The organism is Nocardiopsis sp. CNR-923 (assembly GCF_001942255.1).
GTDB lineage: Bacteria > Actinomycetota > Actinomycetes > Streptosporangiales > Streptosporangiaceae > Nocardiopsis.
Window position 1 is genome coordinate 112,438 of the sequence record NZ_MKKC01000131.1, and the last position, 16,739, is coordinate 129,176.

General features: G+C 72.5%; 12 protein-coding genes, 1 tRNA gene and 4 pseudogenes. 5 read left to right on the forward strand and 12 right to left on the reverse strand.

Annotation, left to right across the window (positions count from 1 at the left end; translation table 11 throughout):
* Positions 1-86: 86 nt before the first annotated feature.
* Positions 87-1,840 (forward strand): annotated as a pseudogene (locus BJF83_RS23265) (ABC transporter ATP-binding protein).
* Positions 1,841-1,874: 34 nt separating this feature from the next.
* On the opposite strand, the gene BJF83_RS23270 reads toward BJF83_RS23265, so the two are convergent.
* Entirely contained in the window at positions 1,875-2,525 is a 651-nt protein-coding gene (locus BJF83_RS23270) for a dihydrofolate reductase family protein (RefSeq protein ID WP_075927984.1), read from the reverse strand.
* Positions 2,526-2,781: 256 nt separating this feature from the next.
* Here BJF83_RS23270 and BJF83_RS23275 point away from each other — a divergent pair, with 256 nt between their 5' ends.
* Both BJF83_RS23275 and BJF83_RS23280 read left to right on the forward strand, forming a co-directional pair.
* Positions 2,782-3,564: a hypothetical protein gene (locus tag BJF83_RS23275; RefSeq protein ID WP_075927985.1), complete on the forward strand. Its 783-nt coding sequence runs from the start codon at positions 2,782-2,784 to the stop codon at positions 3,562-3,564.
* A 3-nt stretch (positions 3,565-3,567) separates the two neighbouring features.
* Positions 3,568-4,386, forward strand: coding sequence for a metalloregulator ArsR/SmtB family transcription factor (locus BJF83_RS23280; RefSeq protein ID WP_262391800.1), 819 nt, complete (start codon positions 3,568-3,570; stop codon positions 4,384-4,386).
* Positions 4,387-4,424: 38 nt separating this feature from the next.
* Here BJF83_RS23280 and BJF83_RS23285 read toward each other — a convergent pair.
* From BJF83_RS23285 to nadD, 4 genes are all read right to left on the reverse strand, one after another.
* Positions 4,425-4,497 (reverse strand) — tRNA-Ala (locus BJF83_RS23285).
* Positions 4,498-4,573: 76 nt separating this feature from the next.
* Positions 4,574-5,179 carry a histidine phosphatase family protein gene (locus BJF83_RS23290; RefSeq protein ID WP_075928029.1) on the reverse strand — a complete coding sequence of 202 codons (606 nt, stop codon included), beginning with the start codon at positions 5,177-5,179 and terminating at the stop codon, positions 4,574-4,576.
* Positions 5,180-5,227: 48 nt separating this feature from the next.
* Positions 5,228-5,620, reverse strand: a complete 393-nt coding sequence (rsfS, locus tag BJF83_RS23295) for a ribosome silencing factor (protein ID WP_075927986.1) — start codon at positions 5,618-5,620, stop codon at positions 5,228-5,230.
* A 17-nt stretch (positions 5,621-5,637) separates the two neighbouring features.
* Complete coding sequence (gene nadD / locus BJF83_RS23300) at positions 5,638-6,270, reverse strand: nicotinate-nucleotide adenylyltransferase (RefSeq protein WP_316042343.1); 633 nt, start codon at positions 6,268-6,270, stop codon at positions 5,638-5,640.
* A gap of 223 nt (positions 6,271-6,493) precedes the next feature.
* Between nadD and BJF83_RS23305 the strand changes: the two genes are divergently transcribed.
* A complete protein-coding gene (locus tag BJF83_RS23305) occupies positions 6,494-7,540 on the forward strand; it encodes a M48 family metallopeptidase (protein ID WP_075927987.1) in 1,047 nt (348 codons plus the stop codon).
* 10 nt (positions 7,541-7,550) lie between these two features.
* Here BJF83_RS23305 and BJF83_RS23310 read toward each other — a convergent pair whose 3' ends face one another.
* From BJF83_RS23310 to BJF83_RS23325, 4 genes and pseudogenes are all read right to left on the reverse strand, one after another.
* Positions 7,551-8,279, reverse strand: coding sequence for a S9 family peptidase (locus BJF83_RS23310; RefSeq protein ID WP_262391801.1), 729 nt, complete (start codon positions 8,277-8,279; stop codon positions 7,551-7,553).
* Between the two features lie 20 nt (positions 8,280-8,299).
* Positions 8,300-10,663, reverse strand: a complete 2,364-nt coding sequence (locus BJF83_RS23315; RefSeq protein WP_075927988.1) for a bifunctional salicylyl-CoA 5-hydroxylase/oxidoreductase — start codon at positions 10,661-10,663, stop codon at positions 8,300-8,302.
* Positions 10,664-10,697: 34 nt separating this feature from the next.
* Positions 10,698-12,322: pseudogene (locus BJF83_RS23320) on the reverse strand (AMP-binding protein).
* Positions 12,323-12,344: 22 nt separating this feature from the next.
* A pseudogene (locus BJF83_RS23325) lies at positions 12,345-13,510 on the reverse strand (acyl-CoA dehydrogenase family protein).
* Positions 13,511-13,671: 161 nt separating this feature from the next.
* Here BJF83_RS23325 and BJF83_RS23330 point away from each other — a divergent pair.
* A complete protein-coding gene (locus BJF83_RS23330; RefSeq protein ID WP_075927989.1) occupies positions 13,672-14,556 on the forward strand; it encodes a PaaX family transcriptional regulator C-terminal domain-containing protein in 885 nt (294 codons plus the stop codon).
* Positions 14,557-14,663: 107 nt separating this feature from the next.
* On the opposite strand, the pseudogene BJF83_RS23335 reads toward BJF83_RS23330, so the two are convergent.
* The 3 genes and pseudogenes from BJF83_RS23335 to BJF83_RS23345 form a co-directional block, all read right to left on the reverse strand.
* Positions 14,664-15,031, reverse strand: a pseudogene (locus BJF83_RS23335) (RidA family protein); the annotation flags it as partial.
* A gap of 52 nt (positions 15,032-15,083) precedes the next feature.
* Entirely contained in the window at positions 15,084-15,911 is an 828-nt protein-coding gene (locus BJF83_RS23340; RefSeq protein WP_075927991.1) for an enoyl-CoA hydratase family protein, read from the reverse strand.
* Positions 15,908-16,672, reverse strand: coding sequence for an SDR family NAD(P)-dependent oxidoreductase (locus BJF83_RS23345; protein WP_075927992.1), 765 nt, complete (start codon positions 16,670-16,672; stop codon positions 15,908-15,910). The genes BJF83_RS23340 and BJF83_RS23345 overlap by 4 nt, the downstream gene beginning before the upstream one ends.
* Between the last annotated feature and the right edge of the window lie 67 nt (positions 16,673-16,739).

Below are 16,739 nucleotides of genomic sequence, written 5' to 3' on the forward strand. Positions count from 1 at the left end.
ACCTAATATAGATCATGACTGATCGAAACCTGGACACTAATGCCCATACTACCGCTGGGAACGAACCGAGATTCGCCCAGTTACGCGTGCTCTGGTCGTTCGTGCACCCCTACCGGGGCACACTCGTCCTCGGCCTGTTCCTGGCACTCTTCGGCTCGGCCCTGGAACTGGCCAGCCCCATGGTCATCAAGCTGGTCCTGGACACCGTCGCCGACGCGGGTGATCTGGCCATGCCGGTCGCCCTCCTCCTCGGCCTGTTCCTGGTGGGCGCCGTCCTGGGCCTGTGGCACTGGATCCTGCTGGGCACGATGGCCGAGCGCATCGTCCTGGACGCCCGGACCTCGATCGTCCAGCGCTACCTCCGCGCCGCGCTGCTGCCGCTGACCAAACGGCCGCCCGGCGAGTTGGTCACCCGCGTCACCTCCGACACCGTGCTCCTCAACGAGGCCGTCGGGCGCAGTCTGGTCGCCCTCGTCAACGGCGCGGTGCTGCTGGTCGGGACGCTCGTCATGATGGCCCTGCTCGACCCGGTGCTGCTGGGCACCACCGTCGTGGCGGTCATCGTCGTGGCGCTGCTCTTCCTGACCCTGATGCCCGCCATCGCCCGGCACGAGGAACGCGCCCAGGCCTCGCTCGGTTCCATGGGCGGCGTCCTGGAAGGCGCCCTGCGGGCGATGCGCACGGTCAAGGCGAGCCGGGCGGAGGAGCGGATCGCGCCCGCGTCGTACGCGACGCCGAGGATTCGGCGCGGCACAGCGTGCGCGCCGTGCGCCGCCAGGCCGTCGCGTTGACAGTGGCCTTCAGCGGTGTGCAGCTCGCGATCATCGCCATCCTCGGGCTGGGCGCCGTGCGCGCCACCGGCGGTGCGATCGAGGTCTCGACCCTGGTCGCCTTCCTGCTCTACGCGTTCACCCTGATGGGACCGGTGTCGGAGCTCTCCCAGAGCGTCACGGCCCTCCAGTCGGGGGTCGCCGCGGCACGCCGGATCCGTGAGGTGACCGACATCCCGCTCGAACCGGCCGCGAGCGCCCCGGTGAGCGCGCCCGCTCGCTCCGGCTCCCCCGGCGGCGCGGTCGTCGAACTGCGCGGGGTCACCGCCCGCTACGCCCCCGGCACGAGGGCGGCGCTCGACTCGGTCGACATCACGGTGCCGAGGCGCGGGCACACCGCGATCGTCGGGCCGTCCGGGGCGGGGAAGACCACCGTGCTCTCCCTCCTGCTGCGCTTCCTGGAGCCCGAGGACGGCCGGATCCTGATCGACGGCCAGCCGTACCCCGAGCTGAGCCCGGCTCAGGTGCGGGAGCGTTTCGCCTACGTGGAGCAGGACACCCCGGTGGTGCCCGGGACCCTGCGGGAGAACCTCGTGTTCGGCCGCCCGGACGCGGACGAGGCCGACATCCGGCGGGTGCTGCGCGAGGTGCGGTTGGCGGACCGGGTGGATGCTCTGGAGGAGGGGCTGGACACCCCGCTGGACGCGACCTCGTTCTCCGGGGGCGAGCGCCAGCGCGTCGCCCTCGCCCGCGCCCTGTTGTGCTCGGCGGACGTGCTGCTGCTGGACGAGGCGACCTCGCAGGTGGACGCGATCACCGAGGCGGCCGTCACCGACAGCGTGCGCCGCCACGCCGACCGGGCCGCGGTGGTGACCATCGCACACCGGTTGTCCACGGTGATCGGCGCGGACCGCATCATCGTCATGGAGGACGGCCGCGTGCGCGCCCAGGGCACGCACCGCGGGCTGCTGGAGGACGACGCACTGTACCGCGAACTGGTCGCGGCGCTGCGCATCGCCGGGGTCCCGGAGGCAGACCCCGGCGTGCCCGAGGCCGCGTCGGCCGGGTGACGGAGCACCGCGGGCGGGCGGCGCCCGCCCGCGGTCAGACGATCGTCTCCCGGCCGTCGACGACCGCGAACTCCCGCCCCGAGGCGAGGTCGATGTCCGGGTCGGGGACGAGATCGAGCGAGACCAGGCCGTTCGCCGTGGTCTCGGCCGACTCGACCCGGAACCCGGTCGGGACCGAGCCCTCGTCGAACAGCCGCTTGCCCTGACCGACCACGACGGGGAAGACCAGCAGCCGGAAGAGGTCGACCAGACCCGCCCCGTGCAGGGTCTGGGCCAGTCGCCAGCTGCCGTGCACCTGGAGTTCGTCGCCGGGGCGCTCCTTGAGTTCGCGAACGCGGTCCTCGACGCGGTCGGCGATGACGGAGGTGTCGCCCCAGTCGGCCTCCTCCTCCGTGAGCGTGGTGGACACCACGTGCTTCGGGTAGGTGTTGAGCACCGTGGCCACCCGGTTGTCGGGTTCGGTGACCGACGACCAGTAGGGGCGCATCATCTCGAAGGTCGTGCGGCCGAGCAGGACCTCCCCGGTTCGGGCGAACCACCCGTCGACGATGCGGCCCATGTCCGTGTCCGCGAACGGCGTCAGCCACCCACCGCGCCCGAACCCGCCGCTGGTGTCCTCCTGAGCCCCGCCCGGACCCTGCATGACGCCGTCGAGGCTGACGAAGGTGTTGACGGTGAGTCTCATATCCGCTCCCTGGTGGATACGCGCGTTCTGTTGACCGCACTCTTCCTACCGACGACGAACGACGAACCGTGGCCTCGACACCCGGGGAGGACTCTTCCCTTCGAAGATCGCGGACCTTGCGGCGCATCGGATCCACCAGTATTCTATTGATCATTAGATCAATAGATGAAAGAGGCATCGTATGTCCGGGCCGTCAGGATCCACCCCCGCAGCGCGAGTCCCGAGGGACTACTGGGTCTGCCGCACCTGCGGCGCCGTGTTCGCACCCGCGACCAGCGCGCCGGACGCCTGCCCGATCTGCGTGGACGAGCGCCAGTACGTCCCACCCACCGGACCCGACTTCACCACACGCGCCGCACTCGCGGCCGAGGGTTTCCGCGTCGTGACGCGCCCGGTCCAGGACCGCGTCACCGGGCTGGGCGCGGAGCCCGGGATCGGCGTGGGACACCGCGGCGTCCTGGTCGAGACCGAGGCCGGGAACCTCCTGTGGGACCCACCGGTCTTCCTGGACCGTGACGCCGTGGCCGAGGTGGAGCGGCTGGGGGGCGCCGCGGTCGTCGCCTCCAGCCATCCGCACATGTACGGCGCGGCCGTCGAGTGGGCCGATCTCCTCGACGCCGAGATCGTCCTGCCCGAGGCGGACGAGCCCTGGCTTCCGTGGCCGAGCACGCGGGTGCGCCGGTGGAACGGCACGCTCAGCCCGCTGCCCGGGCTGACCCTCGTCCAGACGGGCGGGCACTTCCCCGGCAGCGCGGTCCTGCACCTGGCAGACGGCGCCGGGGCGCTCTTCACCGGGGACACCATCATGGTCACCCCCGGCCGTGACCGCGTGACCTTCCTGTACAGCGCGCCCAACCGGCTCCCGCTGCCCGAGCGGCTCGTCCGCCGAGTCGTCGAGGCCGTGCGCGACCTGGAGTTCGACACCATCCACGGCGGGTGGTGGGATCTGAGCGTGCGCGGGAACGCCAGGGACGTCCTCCTGCGCGACGCCGACCGGTACGTGTCCTTCCTGCGCGGCGACCTGCCGAAGTACGGCTAGAGCATGACCGACTTCCCCGAAGCCCCGATCTACGAACACCTCGCCCGGGTCGGCAAGGCGCTCGCGGCGCCGGTGCGCCTGCGGTTGCTCGACCTGCTGGACCAGGGCGAGTGCACGGTCGAGGAACTGGCGCGCCGGGGCGGGCTCCCCCTGAAGAACACCTCGGCCCAGCTCCAGCAGCTGCGCGCGGCGGGGCTGGTGACGAGTCGGCGCGAGGGCACCCACGTCCACTACGCGCTGCGGGACGAGGAGGTGTCGCGGTTCCTGGGGCGTTTCCAGGACTTCAGCGAACAGCGGATGGGCGGCCTGCGGGAGGAGGTCGAGCGTCATCTGGGACGGGAGGGCGGTTCGGGCGCGGTCACCTCCGAGGAGCTGGCGCAGATGGTGGCGCACGGCGAGGCGGTCGTGGTGGACCTGCGGTCGACACGGGAGTTCGCACAGGGGCACGTGCCGGGCGCGGTCTCGGTCCCTTCCGGGAGCTGGAGGGGAGGATCGCCGAGCTGCCGTGGGACACGACGATCCTCGCCTACTGCCAGGGCCCCTACTGCGTCGTGTCACCCCGCGCCGTCCGTCTCATCAACGCCACGGGCCGCCATGCGCGCAGTCTGCGGGGCGGCTACGTCCGCTGGAGGCGCGAGCGGCGCACGGGCTGAGGGCCCACCCCCAGAAGAACGAAGGACGACCCGGCGAGCGCGATCACGCGCGAGCAGGGTCGTCCTGAGTCCGTGGACCCTGGGCAAGCCAACTACAACCCGTGGGGCGAAGCCCCACACCGGGGGTCTGGGGGTCGCCCCCAGAGGAGACGACGAGACGACCCGGTGAGCGCGTTCACGCGCGAACAGGGCCGCCTCGGAGGCGAGTGGAGCTATGGGGATTCGAACCCCAGACCTCCTCCATGCCATGGAGGCGCGCTACCAACTGCGCCATAGCCCCGTGTGGGAGTCGTGCGGGCGGGTGGCCCGCCGACTCCCAGAACGATAGCGGAATCCGGCGATTTCGTCGAAACGATTCAGGCGTCGTCGCTGAGCACCACCGGTTCCGGCAGGTTCGCCGCGTTGTGCTCCATCAACCGCCATCGGCCCCGCCGAGTCTGGAGCACGGACCAGCAGCAGTTGCTCAGCGGGCCGAGCACCTCCCGCTGCTCGTCGGAGATCCCCAGCATCCTGGCGATCCCGGCGCGCACGGCCGCGCCGTGGCTCACCACGACGACCAGCCCGCCCGAAGGCGTCCGGGCCAGCGCCCGGTCGACGGCCGCGACCACCCGGTCCCCGACCTCGCAGACGTGCTCGCCGTCGGGGATGTCCATCCGGGCGTGCCGCTCCGGCCAGCGCGCGGACAGCTCCTTGCCGGTCAGCCCCTCCCAGGAACCGCCGTAGCGCTCGCGCAGACCCTTGTCGTACTCGACCCCGACCCCGCAGGCCCGGCTGAGGTACCCGGCCGTGTCGGCCGCTCTGCGCAGGTCGGAGGCGACGATGACGTCGGGGCCGAGCTTGGCGAGCACCTTCCCCGCCCGTTCGGCCTGGGCGTGCCCGACGCGGTCGAGTTCGATGTCGGTCTGTCCCTGGAAGCGGTTCTCGACGTTCCAGGCCGTCCGTCCGTGCCGCCAGAACAGCACGCGGGGGGTCGTGTCGCTCACGTCGTGGTGTCTCTTCCCGTTCGGAGGCTACTGCTCGGGCGTGCGCTCGGCGCCGCGCGCGCTCTCGGGAAGGCCGATCTCGGGGCAGTCCTTCCACAGGCGTTCGAGGCCGTAGTACCCGCGCTCCTCCTCGTGCTGGATGTGCACGACGATGTCCGCGTAGTCCAGCAGCACCCAGCGGCCGTCCCGCTCGCCCTCGCGGCGGACCGGCTTGGCTCCGGCCTTGAGACGGAGCTGGTCCTCGACCTCGTCGACGATCGCGCGGACCTGGCGGTCGTTGGGCGCCGAGCACAGCACGAAGGCGTCCGTGATGACGAGCTGGTCGCTGACGTCGTAGGCGATGATCTCCTGTGCGAGCTTGTCGGAGGCGGCCTCGGCCGCGACCCGGACCAACTCCAGTGCCCTGTCGGTGGCTGTCACGTTGTGGTTGCTGCCTTTCAGCTCTCCCGGTAGAGCCCGGTCTTGTTGATGTAGCGGACGATGCCGTCGGGGACCAGGTACCAGATGGGTTCGCCCTTGCGGACCCGTTCCCGGCACTCGGTCGAGGAAATGGCCAGCGCGGGAACCTCCACCAGCGAGACCTTGCCCTCGGGCAGCCCGGTGTCACTGAGGTGGTGCCCGGGTCGGTTACAGCCTACGAAATGCGCGAGGTCGAAGAGTTCGTCGACGTTGTGCCAGCTCAGAATGGCGCCGAGCGCGTCGGCTCCGGTGATGAAGTACAGCTCCACGTCGGGACCGTAGGAGGCGCGCATCTCACGCAGGGTGTCCAGCGTGTACGTGGGTCCGGAGCGGTCGATCTCGATGCGGTCGACCCGGAACTGCGGGTTCTCGGCGGTGGCGATCACCGTCATGAGGTACCGGTCCTCGGACGGGGTGACGGTGTCGGGGTCCTTCTGCCAGGGCTGACCGGTGGGGACGAACACGACCTCGTCGAGGTCGAAGAGGTGCGCCACCTCACTGGCTGCGACGAGGTGCCCGTGGTGGATGGGGTCGAAGGTGCCACCCATGATGCCCACCTTGGTGGGGGGGGATCCGGCCCGCTTGGGCGCGCCGGTCGTCTCGTTCGCCACTGTGCGCTCCGTTTCGCCGTGGTCGTTGCCGGGATCGGCCCACCGAGAGTAGCCGACGGGATGTACCGCCAACGGCCCTCGATCCCGATATGTCCTTCGCACTGGGTCAACGAGCGGCGGCGCGGCAACCTTCCCGACCGTTCCCGAAGGATCCGCGAATCGCGTCATATCTCGATCACCCCCAACCGTGGCCAAGCACCGATCCGGCGCATAGCATTCCGGTATGGCGAACTCTCCAGACCGCGTACGCGTCCGGCTCTCCGAGATCTCACCTCGTGCCTACGAGCATCCCGCCGACCGGGGCGCCCTGGTCGCGCTGCGTTCGCTGCGCGGGTTCGACGAGGTGTTCAAGCGCATGTCCGGGCTCTTCAACGAGCGGGCGCTGCGACTGATGTTCCTGTCCAGCGCGGTGCGTGTCGGACCGACCCAGTTCCCCCACGTGTACGACTACGTGCGCGACGCCGCCTACGTCCTCGACCTGGACGAGGTCCCCGAGCTCTACATCCAGATGAACCCCAAGCCCAACGCCATGGCGATCGGCAGCCAGAAGCCGTTCATCGTCATGACCACGGGCCTGTTCGACCTGCTCGACGCCGAGGAGCAGCGGTTCGTCATCGGGCACGAGGTCGGCCACATCCTCAGCGGCCACGCCGTGTACCGGACCATGCTGCTGGCCCTCATCCAGCTCGCCGCCCGGGTGGCGTGGATTCCGCTGGGCTACATCGGCATCCGCGCCATCGTGGCCGCCCTGGAGGAGTGGTACCGCAAATCCGAGCTCTCCTGCGACCGCGCGGGCGTCCTCGCCTGCCAGGACCCCGAGGCGGTCAAGCGCGCCCTGATGAAGATGGCGGGCGGCTCCGCCCTCGCCGAGATGAACCCCGACTCCTTCCTGGAGCAGGCCCGCGAGTACGAGCGGGGCGGAGACGCGCGCGACAGCCTCCTCAAGCTGCTCAGCCTCAGCGGCCAGACCCACCCGTTCGCGGTGGTGCGCCTGGCCGAGCTGCACCGGTGGGTGGAGAGCGGCTCCTACCAGCGCATCCTGGGCGGCGACTACCCGCGCCGCGCCTCCGACCGCGACGCGAGCGTCGGCCAGGAGGCCCGCAACGCCGCCAACCACTACAAGGAGGCGTGGGAGCGTTCGGAGGACCCGCTGCTGGGCACCCTGCGCGACGTCGCCGGGAGCGCGGCCAGCGCGGGCGGGAAGCTCTTCGACTCCGTCGCCGACCGCTGGCGCAACGGCTCCTCGCGGGACTCGTCCAGCCCGTCCTGACCGTGGTGGGTCAGACCTTTGCCAGGTGGGCCCGGACGACGTTCCAGACGGGGTGCCCGGGGTCGATGACCGCGAAGTGGTCGGCCCCGGCCTCCTCCCGGTAGTCCACCGCGTCCCCGGCCGCGCGGGCCGCCGCCACGTAGTCGCGGCTGTGCTCGACCGGCACGCGGTCGTCGGCGTCGCCGTGCACGACCAGCTGCGGCACGCCGTGCGGCACCCGGTGCAGGGGCGAGGCGGCCGCGTACCGCGGAGGATCCGCGTCGGGTCCCAGGAAGACGTCGGTCGCGCCCTCGCCGAGCCCAGCTTCGGCGCAGCGCCGCAGGTCGGTGATGGGTGCGAGCGCCACGACGGAGGTGACGAGCGTGTCCGCGGCGGTGAGCAGGGCCAGGTGCCCGCCCGCCGAATGGCCGATCGACACCACACGGGAGGCGTCGAGCGCGCCGTCCGCGCGGCGCACGGTCTCCGCGAGCAGGCCGAGGGCCTGGACGACGTCATCGCGGGTGTGCGGCCACCCGCCGCCGTCGGCGCCGGTGCGGCGGTACTCGACGTTCCACACGTCCCACCCGGCCGCGCTCAGGTCCGCGGCCAGCGGTTCCATGAGCTGGGCGTCGTGTCGGTCGCGCCACCAACCGCCGTGCAGCAGCACCGCGACGGGCGCGGTCCGGTCGGCGCCGCCGACGGGCGTCCACCGGCGGACCGTCTGGCTGGGGTGGTCCCCGTAGGTCATGGTCGTCGGCACGGTCCTGTCCTCCTCGGGTCTCACGGGCCGGGCCGCCAGCGCCGGTGGCGGGTGGCGTCGGCTTCCGGGGAACGTAGCAGGTCGAGTCTGGGCCGGGGCCCGTCGGTGCGGCCGGTGGGCGGCTTCCGGCTGCCCGCACGGAAGGGGGCGGGCCAGACGGCGCCGGGCCCCTCGTAGCCCTGATCGGCCGCCGCGTGCAGGGTCCAGTGCGGGTCGTACAGGTGGGGGCGGCCGAGCGCGCACAGGTCGGCGCGCCCGGCCAGGATCGTGGAATTGACGTCGTCGTGGGAGGAGATCGCCCCGACCGCGATGACGGGGATTCCGGTCTCCCGGCGGATCCGCTCGGCGAAGGGCACCTGGTAGCTGCGGCCGTGGGCGGGCCGTTCGTCGGGGGTGACCTGGCCGGTGGAGACGTCGACGGCGTCGGCCCCGGCGTCGGAGAGGGCACGCGCCACCTCCACGGCCTCGGCCGCGGTGGTGCCGCCCTCGACCCAGTCGGTGGCGGAGATGCGCACGGTGAGCGGTTTGCGGTCGGGCCACGCGGCGCGCACGGCGGTGAGCACCTCCAGGGGATAGCGCAGCCGGTCGGCCAGCGCGCCTCCGTAGGCGTCGGTGCGGCGGTTGGTGACCGGGGACAGGAAGCTGGACAGCAGGTACCCGTGGGCGCAGTGCAGTTCCAGCAGGTCGAAACCGGCCCGGTCGGCGGCGCGCGCGGCGGCGACGAAATCGTCGCGGATCGCGGCCATGGCGGCGGCGTCGAGTTCGCGCGGCACCTGGTTGACGCCCTCGCGGTAGGGGAGGGGTGAGGGCGCGACGACCGGCCAGTTGCCGTCCGGCAAGGGCTCGTCGATGCCCTCCCACATGCGGCGGGTGGAGCCCTTGCGTCCGGAGTGGCCGAGTTGGACGCCGATCCGCGCCCCCGTGTGGGCGTGCACGAAGTCGGTGACGCGCCGCCACGCGGTCTCGTGCTCGGGTCGGTACAGGCCGGAGCAGCCGGGCGTGATGCGGCCCTCGGCGGACACACACACCATCTCGGTCATGACCAGTCCCGCGCCGCCCAGGGCCCGGCCGCCGAGGTGGACCAGGTGGAAGTCCTGGGGGGTGCCGTCCACGGCCGAGTACATGTCCATGGCCGAGACCACCACGCGGTTGGCCAGTTCCAGCCCGCCCAGACGGAAGGGGTGGAACATGGGGGGCCGGGGCCGGGCGGGGTCGGCGCCGACGCGGCCGGCGAACCAGCGGTCGACCCCGGCGACGAACTCGGGGTCGCGCAGGCGCAGGTTGTCGTAGGTGACCCTGCGGCTCCGGGTGAGCAGGTCGAACGCGAACTGCACCGGCTCCTGGCCGACGTGGCGGCCGATCCCCTCGAACCACTCCATGCTGGCCTGGGCGGCGCGCTGGGTACTGGCCACGACGGGGCGGCGTTCGGCCTCATAGGCGGCCAGGGCGCGGGGCAGAGTCGGGTTCTCGCGCAGGCACGCGGCCAGGGCTAGGGCGTCCTCCATCGCGAGCTTGGTGCCCGAGCCGATGGAGAAGTGGGCGGTGTGCGCGGCGTCGCCGAGCAGCACGACGTTGCCGTGGCGCCAGGAGCGGTTGCGCACGGTGGTGAACCGCTGCCAGCGTGAGTTGTTGGGGATCAGGCGGTGGCCGTCGAGCACGTCGGCGAAGAGCGACGCGCACCGGGCGATGCTCCCGGTGTCGCTGTGGCCGGGTCGGGGGTCGCACGCCTCGGCCAGGTCGGCGAACCCGGCCGCCCGCCACACGTCCTCGTGCGTCTCCACCAGGAACGTGCTGGCTTCGTCGGAGTACGGGTAGCAGTGCAGCTGCATCACGCCGTGCGGCGTCTCCAGCACGTGGAACCGGAACGCGTCGAACACCCGGTCCGTCCCCAGCCACATGAACCGGTTTCGTCCGTGGTCGAGTGTGGTGCCGAAGGCGTCGGCGTACGCGTCTCGGGTCCGACTGTGGACGCCGTCCGCCGCCACCACCAGGTCGTGGGCGGCGGCCAGGTCGGCGGTGGGCGGAGCGGGCGTACCGGTGAGCACGCGCACGCCGAGGTCGGCGCAGCGCGCGCGCAGGATGCGCAGGAGGGCCCGGCGGCCGATCGCGGCGAAGCCGTGGCCGCCGGAGGTGACGACGGCGCCCCGGTGGTGGACGTCGATGTCGTCCCAGTGGGCGGATTCGGCGGTCAGCGCTGCGTACACGGCCGGGTCGGCGTGCGCGATCCCGCCGAGCGTCTCGTCGGAGAACACCACCCCGAACCCGTAGGTGGCCTCGGCGGGATCGCGTTCGTACACGGTGATGTCGTGGCCGGCGTCGAGCTGTTTGGCCAGGGCCGCGAAGTACAGTCCGCCGGGGCCCGCCCCGACACACGCGACGCGCATGCGGTCCGCCTTCCTGTCGGTGTGGTGCCGCCGGTCAGCGCTCGTCGCGCAGCCGGAACCGCTGGAGCTTGCCGGTCGCGGTGCGGGGCAGTTCCGCGCGGAACTCGATGGAACGCGGGGTCTTGTACGGGGAGATGCGCGAGCGCACGTGCTCGCGGAGCCGCTCGGCGCGGTCGTCGTCGGGGGCGAGGCCGTCGCGCAAGACGACGTAGGCGCGCACGATCTGGCCGCGGTCGGGGTCGGGCACTCCCACGACCGCGGTCTCCTCCACGTCCGGTGAGGTGAGCAGGGCTTCCTCGACCTCGGCCGGGGCGACGTTGTACCCGGCGGTGACGATCATGTCGTCGCTGCGGGATCGGTACCACAGGTATCCGTCCGCGTCGCGCACGTAGGTGTCGCCGGTGAGGTTCCAGCCGTCGCGGACGTAGTCGCGCTGGCGGTCGTCGTCGAGGTAGCGGCAGCCTACCGGGCCGCGGACGGCCAGGTGTCCGGGCTGGCCGTCGGGAACGGGGCGGCCGTCGTCGCCCAGGACGGCCGCGGTGAACCCGGGGACGGGTCGGCCGGTGGAGCCGGGGCGCGTGTGCTCGTCGGTGGAGGAGATGAAGATGTGCAGCATCTCGGTGGCGCCGATCCCGTCGAGCATGCGCAGGCCGGTCGCCTCGTGCCAGGCGTGCCAGGTGGCGGCGGGCAGGTGCTCGCCCGCTGATACGCACCGCCGCAGCCGCGACAGGTCGTGCCCGTCCAGGCGTGCGAGCATGGCCCGGTAGGCCGTGGGCGCGGTGAACAGGACCGTCACACCGTGCCCGGCGACGGCGTCGAGCAGGGACTCGGGGCGCGGCCGTTCCAGTAGGACCGAGGAGGCGCCCGCCCGCAGGGGGAAGACCAGCAGCCCGCCGAGTCCGAAGGTGAAACCCAACGGCGGGCTCCCGCAGAACACGTCGTCGGGGGTGGGCCGGAGCACGTGCGCGGAGTAGGTGTCGGCGACGGCGAGCACGTCTCGGTGGAAGTGGACGCAGCCCTTGGGCGTGCCGGTGGTACCGGAGGTGTAGGCGATCATGCAGGCGTCGTCGGCGGCCACGCGCACGGGTGCGAGATCGGTCGGCGCGGCGGCGGCTCGGACGGTGAGGTCCCCGGGGTCCGGTCCCCCGTAGGGGACCACGCGCGGGGGGACGTCCATCCCGGCGGCGGCGGTGGCCAGGTCGTCGAGGAAGCGGGCGTCGCACAGGGCGTGGGTGACGCGGGCGGCGCGCATGACCGTGGCGAGCTCGTCCGCGCGCAGGACCGGCAGGACGGTGACGGCCACTCCCCCGGCCCACAGGACGCCCAGCCAGCAGGCGGCCAGCCACGGTGAGTTGGGGCCGCGCAGCAGGACGCGCTGGCCCGGGACCAGGCCGGTTTCCTCGACCAGGACGCTCGCCACCTGGTTGGCCCGGTCGCGCAGGGCTCCGTAGGTGAGGGTCTCGTGTTCGCCGAGGAGGCAGGTCCGGTCGCGCCGTGCTCCGCGATGGCGCCGTCCAGGAGTTCCTCGGCGCAGTTGAGCCGGTCGGGGTAGCGCGGCCCGAGCGGGTCGGGGACGAGTTCGGGCCACTGGTCGGGTGGCGGCAGGTGGTCGCGGGTGAAGGTGTCGACGTGGCCGGTGGGTGAGAGGGTCGGCGGCATGGCGGGCCTCCGCGGTCGGGACCTACGAGGGGGACGGGGCTCCCGTGATCGGGGGCAGGTGGCGGGCGATGATCTGGCGCTGTACCTCCGAGGCGCCCTCGTAGACGCGGGGCGCGCGGACCTCTCGGTACAGGCGTTCCATGGGGTGGCCGCGTCGCAGGGCGCGCGCACCGTGCAGCTGCACCGCGGCGTCCACCACGTACTGGGCGGTCTCGGTGGCCAGCAGTTTGGCCATGGCGGCCTTGAGGGTGACCGCGTCGCCGCCGGTGTCGTACTCCTCGGCCGCCGCGTAGACGAGGAGACGGGCCGCCTCCGTCCGGGTGGCCATCTCGGCCAGGGTGTGGGCGACGGTCTGGAGGCGGTCGAGCGGTGCGCCGAAGGCGTGGCGGGCGCGGGTGTGCTCCCTGGCCGCGGCCAGGGCGGCGTCGGCCATCCCGACCGCGAACGCGCCGACGCTGGGACGGAACAGGTCCAGGGTGCGCATGGCCACGGCGAACCCCGCGTCGGGACGGCCGATCACGTCGTCCGGTCCGACGGGGACGCCGTCGAAGACCAGGTGGCCCAGGGCGTGGTCGGCGAGCATCTCCAGTGGGGATCCGGTGAGGCCGTGGCGGTCGGCGGGGACGAGGAAGGCGGTGACGCCCCGGGACCGGGCGCGGGGGTGGTGCGGGCGAAGACGGTGTAGACGTCGGCGTCGGGGGCGTTGGAGATCCACGTCTTCTCCCCGTGCAGGCGCCATCCGCCGCCGCCTGGTTCGGCTCGCAGGGCGAGGGCCGCGGCGTCGGAGCCCGCGTCCGGCTCGGTGAGGGCGAAGGCCGCCACGGCCTCCCCCGAGGCGACGGCGGGGAGCCAGCGGCGGCGTTGGAGTTCGGTGCCGGACTGCAGGACGGGGTAGGCGCCCAGCCCCTGGAGGGCGAGGGCGGTCTCGGCGTGGGTGTCCGCGCGGGCCAGGTGTTCGCGGAGCAGGCACAGTCGGATGGCCGGGGCCTCCCGGAGGGGGCCGTCGCCGTGTGTTCCGGGAAAGAGCGCGGGGAGGAGGCCGAGACCGGCGAGGCGGCGCAGGAGGGGGCGGTCGACCCGACCCGGTCCGGCGGGCGGGACGACGGACGGCTCCGCGACCAGCGCGGCGGCGCACCCGCCCACCCAACGGGCGAACTCCCGGTCGTCGTCGTTCAGTGCGAACCCCATGGGCGACCTCGGCTCTCGTGGTGATCCGACCCACGCTCCGAATGTACAGGTTTGGTGACGACCGTCAAGGGTCCATCATGGACTCGTTGGTCCTAGCGCATACGTCACCCATGAAGGCCGGGTGATGGGAGGAATGCGAACAGAGGCGCTATCGTGTCCGCGTGACGGAGAACAACGAACGGACACACGAAGAAACGACGGCGGACGGGACCGACGACGTACGGGTCAACCGCCGGCCGCGCTCACTCATCGTGTCGTTCTTCGGCACCTACGCCCGCGACGTCGGGGGATGGGTCGGTGTCGCGGACCTCATCGCGCTCATGGGCGGCCTCGGCGTCGACGCACCCTCCGTGCGCTCGGCGGTCTCCCGGCTCAAGCGGCGGGGTCTGCTCGCCTCCGAGCGCATCGGCGGCGTCGCCGGATACCGTCTGTCCGACGACGGGCGCCGTGTCCTCGGGGAGGGCGACCAGCGCATCTTCGGCCACCGGGTCGCCCGGACCGACGACGGATGGGTGCTCGTGGTCTTCTCCGTGCCCGAGTCCGAACGCGACCGCCGACACGCCCTGCGCACGGCGCTCACCCGGCTCGGTTTCGGCACCACCACGGCCGGGGTGTGGATCGCCCCGGCGCACCTGACCGACCAGGCCCGCCGCGTGCTCCGGGAACTGGGCATGGAGGCGTACGTGGAGCTCTTCCACGCCGACCACCTCGGGTTCGGCGCCCCGGCCGAAGCCGTGGCGCGCTGGTGGGACCTGCCCGCGCTGCAGGAGATGTACCGGCGGTTCCTGGCCGAACACGAGCCGGTCCTGCGGGCCTGGCGGCGCGGCGGCCGCACGGGAACGCCCTCACCGGGACCTGAGGCCTTCGCCGACCACCTGCGCGCCGTGGACGCCTGGCGGCGCATGCCCTACCTCGACCCCGGACTCCCCCCCGAACTTCTCCCGGACCGGTGGGCGGGCAGCCGGGCCGCGCGTGTCTTCTTCGACCTGCACTCCCTGCTGCGCGGCCCCGGCCTGGAGTACGTCCGCTCCACCGTCAGGGGGTAGCCGGTGTTCGCCTCCGGCGCGGCACCCTCCACATCGTCACCCTCCACCACCCTCAAACGAGGCCTCCGTCCCCCGCCCGTCCCCACCCGCCCCGGCGCGCGTGGACTCTCCGGGACCACCCCCGTCCCGACCAACTCGACCAGGCGTCGGGGTCGAACAGCGCGGTCACGCCGAACAGGGCCATCGCCGGGTAGTGGCGGCCCACACGGGCCCGGTAGGCGCGGCCGATCTCCCCGGCCGAGGCACGGTATCCCGGCACGTCGGTGGTGTAGACGGCCAGGTTGACCAGGTGTTCGGGGGAGCCGCCCGCCGCGTCCAGTGCGCTCAGGACGTTGGCCAGGGCGAGGTCGAACTGGGCGACCAACCCGTCTGCGGCCACCGTGCCGTCCGGGCCGGAGGCGATCTGCCCGGCCAGGTACACGGTCCGGCCGGCGACCGGGACCACGGCGTGTGAGAACCCGGAGCCCGGTCCCATCGCCGGCGGGTCGACCAGGGTGTGCGGTGTCGGGGGGACGCGCGAGCCTCCATCAACGGCCCTTCCACTCGGGGTCGCGGCGACCGGTGAACGCCGCGTGGAACTCGGCGTAGTCGGCGCTCTTCATCAGCAGCGCCTGGGTCATCGCCTCCAACTCGACCGCGCCGGACAGGTTCATGTCCAGCTCGCGCGAGAGCAGCGCCTTGGTCTGGGCGTAGGCGAACGCGGGGCCCTCGGCCAGCCGGGCGGCCAGCGTCGAGACCGCCGTGTCCAGTCCGTCGTCGTCGACCAGTTCGCTGACCAGCCCGTAGCGGTCGGCCTCCTCGGCGCGGACGGTGTCGCCCAGCATGAGCAGTGTCGTGGCCCGGCCGAGACCGACCACGCGCGGCAGCAGGTAGGCGGCGCCCATGTCCGCCCCGGCCAGGCCGACCTTGGTGAACAGGAAGGCGAACCGGGCCGAGCGCGCCACCACCCGGAAGTCGGCGGCCAGCGCCAGGACCGATCCGGCCCCGGCGGCGATGCCGTGCACGGCGGCGATGACCGGGACGGGGCACTCGCGCAGCGCCCGGACCACCTCGCCCGTCATCCGTGTGAAGGCGAGTAGGTCGTCGGGGTCCATGGCCAGGGTTCGCCCGATGATCTCGTGGACGTCCCCGCCCGAGCAGAACCCCCGGCCCCGGCCGCGCAGGACCAGGACCCGGGTGTCGCCCCGGTGGGGCAGCTCGACCACCAGGTCGCGCAGGTCGGCGTAGGCCTCGAAGGTCAGGGCGTTGAGACGGTCGGGGCGGTCGAGGGTGACGGTGGTCACGCCGTCGGCGCGCTGGACGTCGAAGTGGTTCCAGTCCTCGGTCAGGGGGGCGGACGCGCGGAACGGACTCACCTGTGGATTCCTCCTCCGTCGATGGTCAGGGCCTGGCCGTTGACCGCGCGCGCCATCGGACTGACGAAGTAGGACACGGCGGCGGCCACCTCCTCGGGTTCCAGGAGTCGCCCGAGGGGTGTGGCCGAGGCGAGGGCCGCCTCGGCCTGTGCGCGGTCGCGGCCGGTACGTTCGACGATCCGGGCCACGGACCGCTCGGTCATGGGTCCGCGCACGAACGTGGGGCACACCGCGTTGCTGGTGACACCGGTCCCGGCCACCTCGGCGGCCACGGCCCGGGCCAGCCCGATCATGGCGTGCTTGGACGCGGTGTAGGCGGCCGTGTAGCGTGTCCCGGCCAGCGCCGCGGTGGAGGCGACGTACACCAGTCGGCCGTGGTCACGGTCGAGCATGCCGGGCAGCAGCGCGCGGGTCATGAGGAAGGCCGAGGTGGCGTTGGTGCGCAGGTGGCCCTCCCACAGGTCGAGCCCGGTGCTGCGCAGGGGCGCGGTGGTCGCCGTTCCCGCGTTGTTGACCAGGACCGAGACGGGTCCGAGAGCGTCGGCGGTCGCGGAGACGGCGTCCTCGTCGGTGACGTCGCACACGCGGGCGGAGACGTCGAGCCCGTGCGCGCGACCCTCCCTCTCCAGGGCGGCGAGCCGCCCGGAGTCCCGGCCGAGGGCGACCACTCCGAACCCCTCGGCGGCGAGCGCGCACACGACCGCCCGTCCGATACCGCCCGATCCACCGGTGACCACGACACGCCGCACGGAGTCAGCCATGCGTGGACTGTATCACCCGACTTTGACCGTCGTCAGTAGAACGATATATAGCCACGTTTCAGTACGA

Bases quoted from the DNA above. Each gene is read 5' to 3' on its own strand.
- BJF83_RS23270 (WP_075927984.1), bottom strand. From the start codon at position 2,525: ATGAGACTCACCGTCAACACCTTCGTCAGCCTCGACGGCGTCATGCAG.
- BJF83_RS23280 (WP_262391800.1), top strand. From the start codon at position 3,568: ATGACCGACTTCCCCGAAGCCCCGATCTACGAACACCTCGCCCGGGTC.
- BJF83_RS23345 (WP_075927992.1), bottom strand. From the start codon at position 16,672: ATGGCTGACTCCGTGCGGCGTGTCGTGGTCACCGGTGGATCGGGCGGT.
- BJF83_RS23315 (WP_075927988.1), bottom strand. From the start codon at position 10,663: ATGCGCGTCGCGTGTGTCGGGGCGGGCCCCGGCGGACTGTACTTCGCG.
- BJF83_RS23305 (WP_075927987.1), top strand. From the start codon at position 6,494: ATGGCGAACTCTCCAGACCGCGTACGCGTCCGGCTCTCCGAGATCTCA.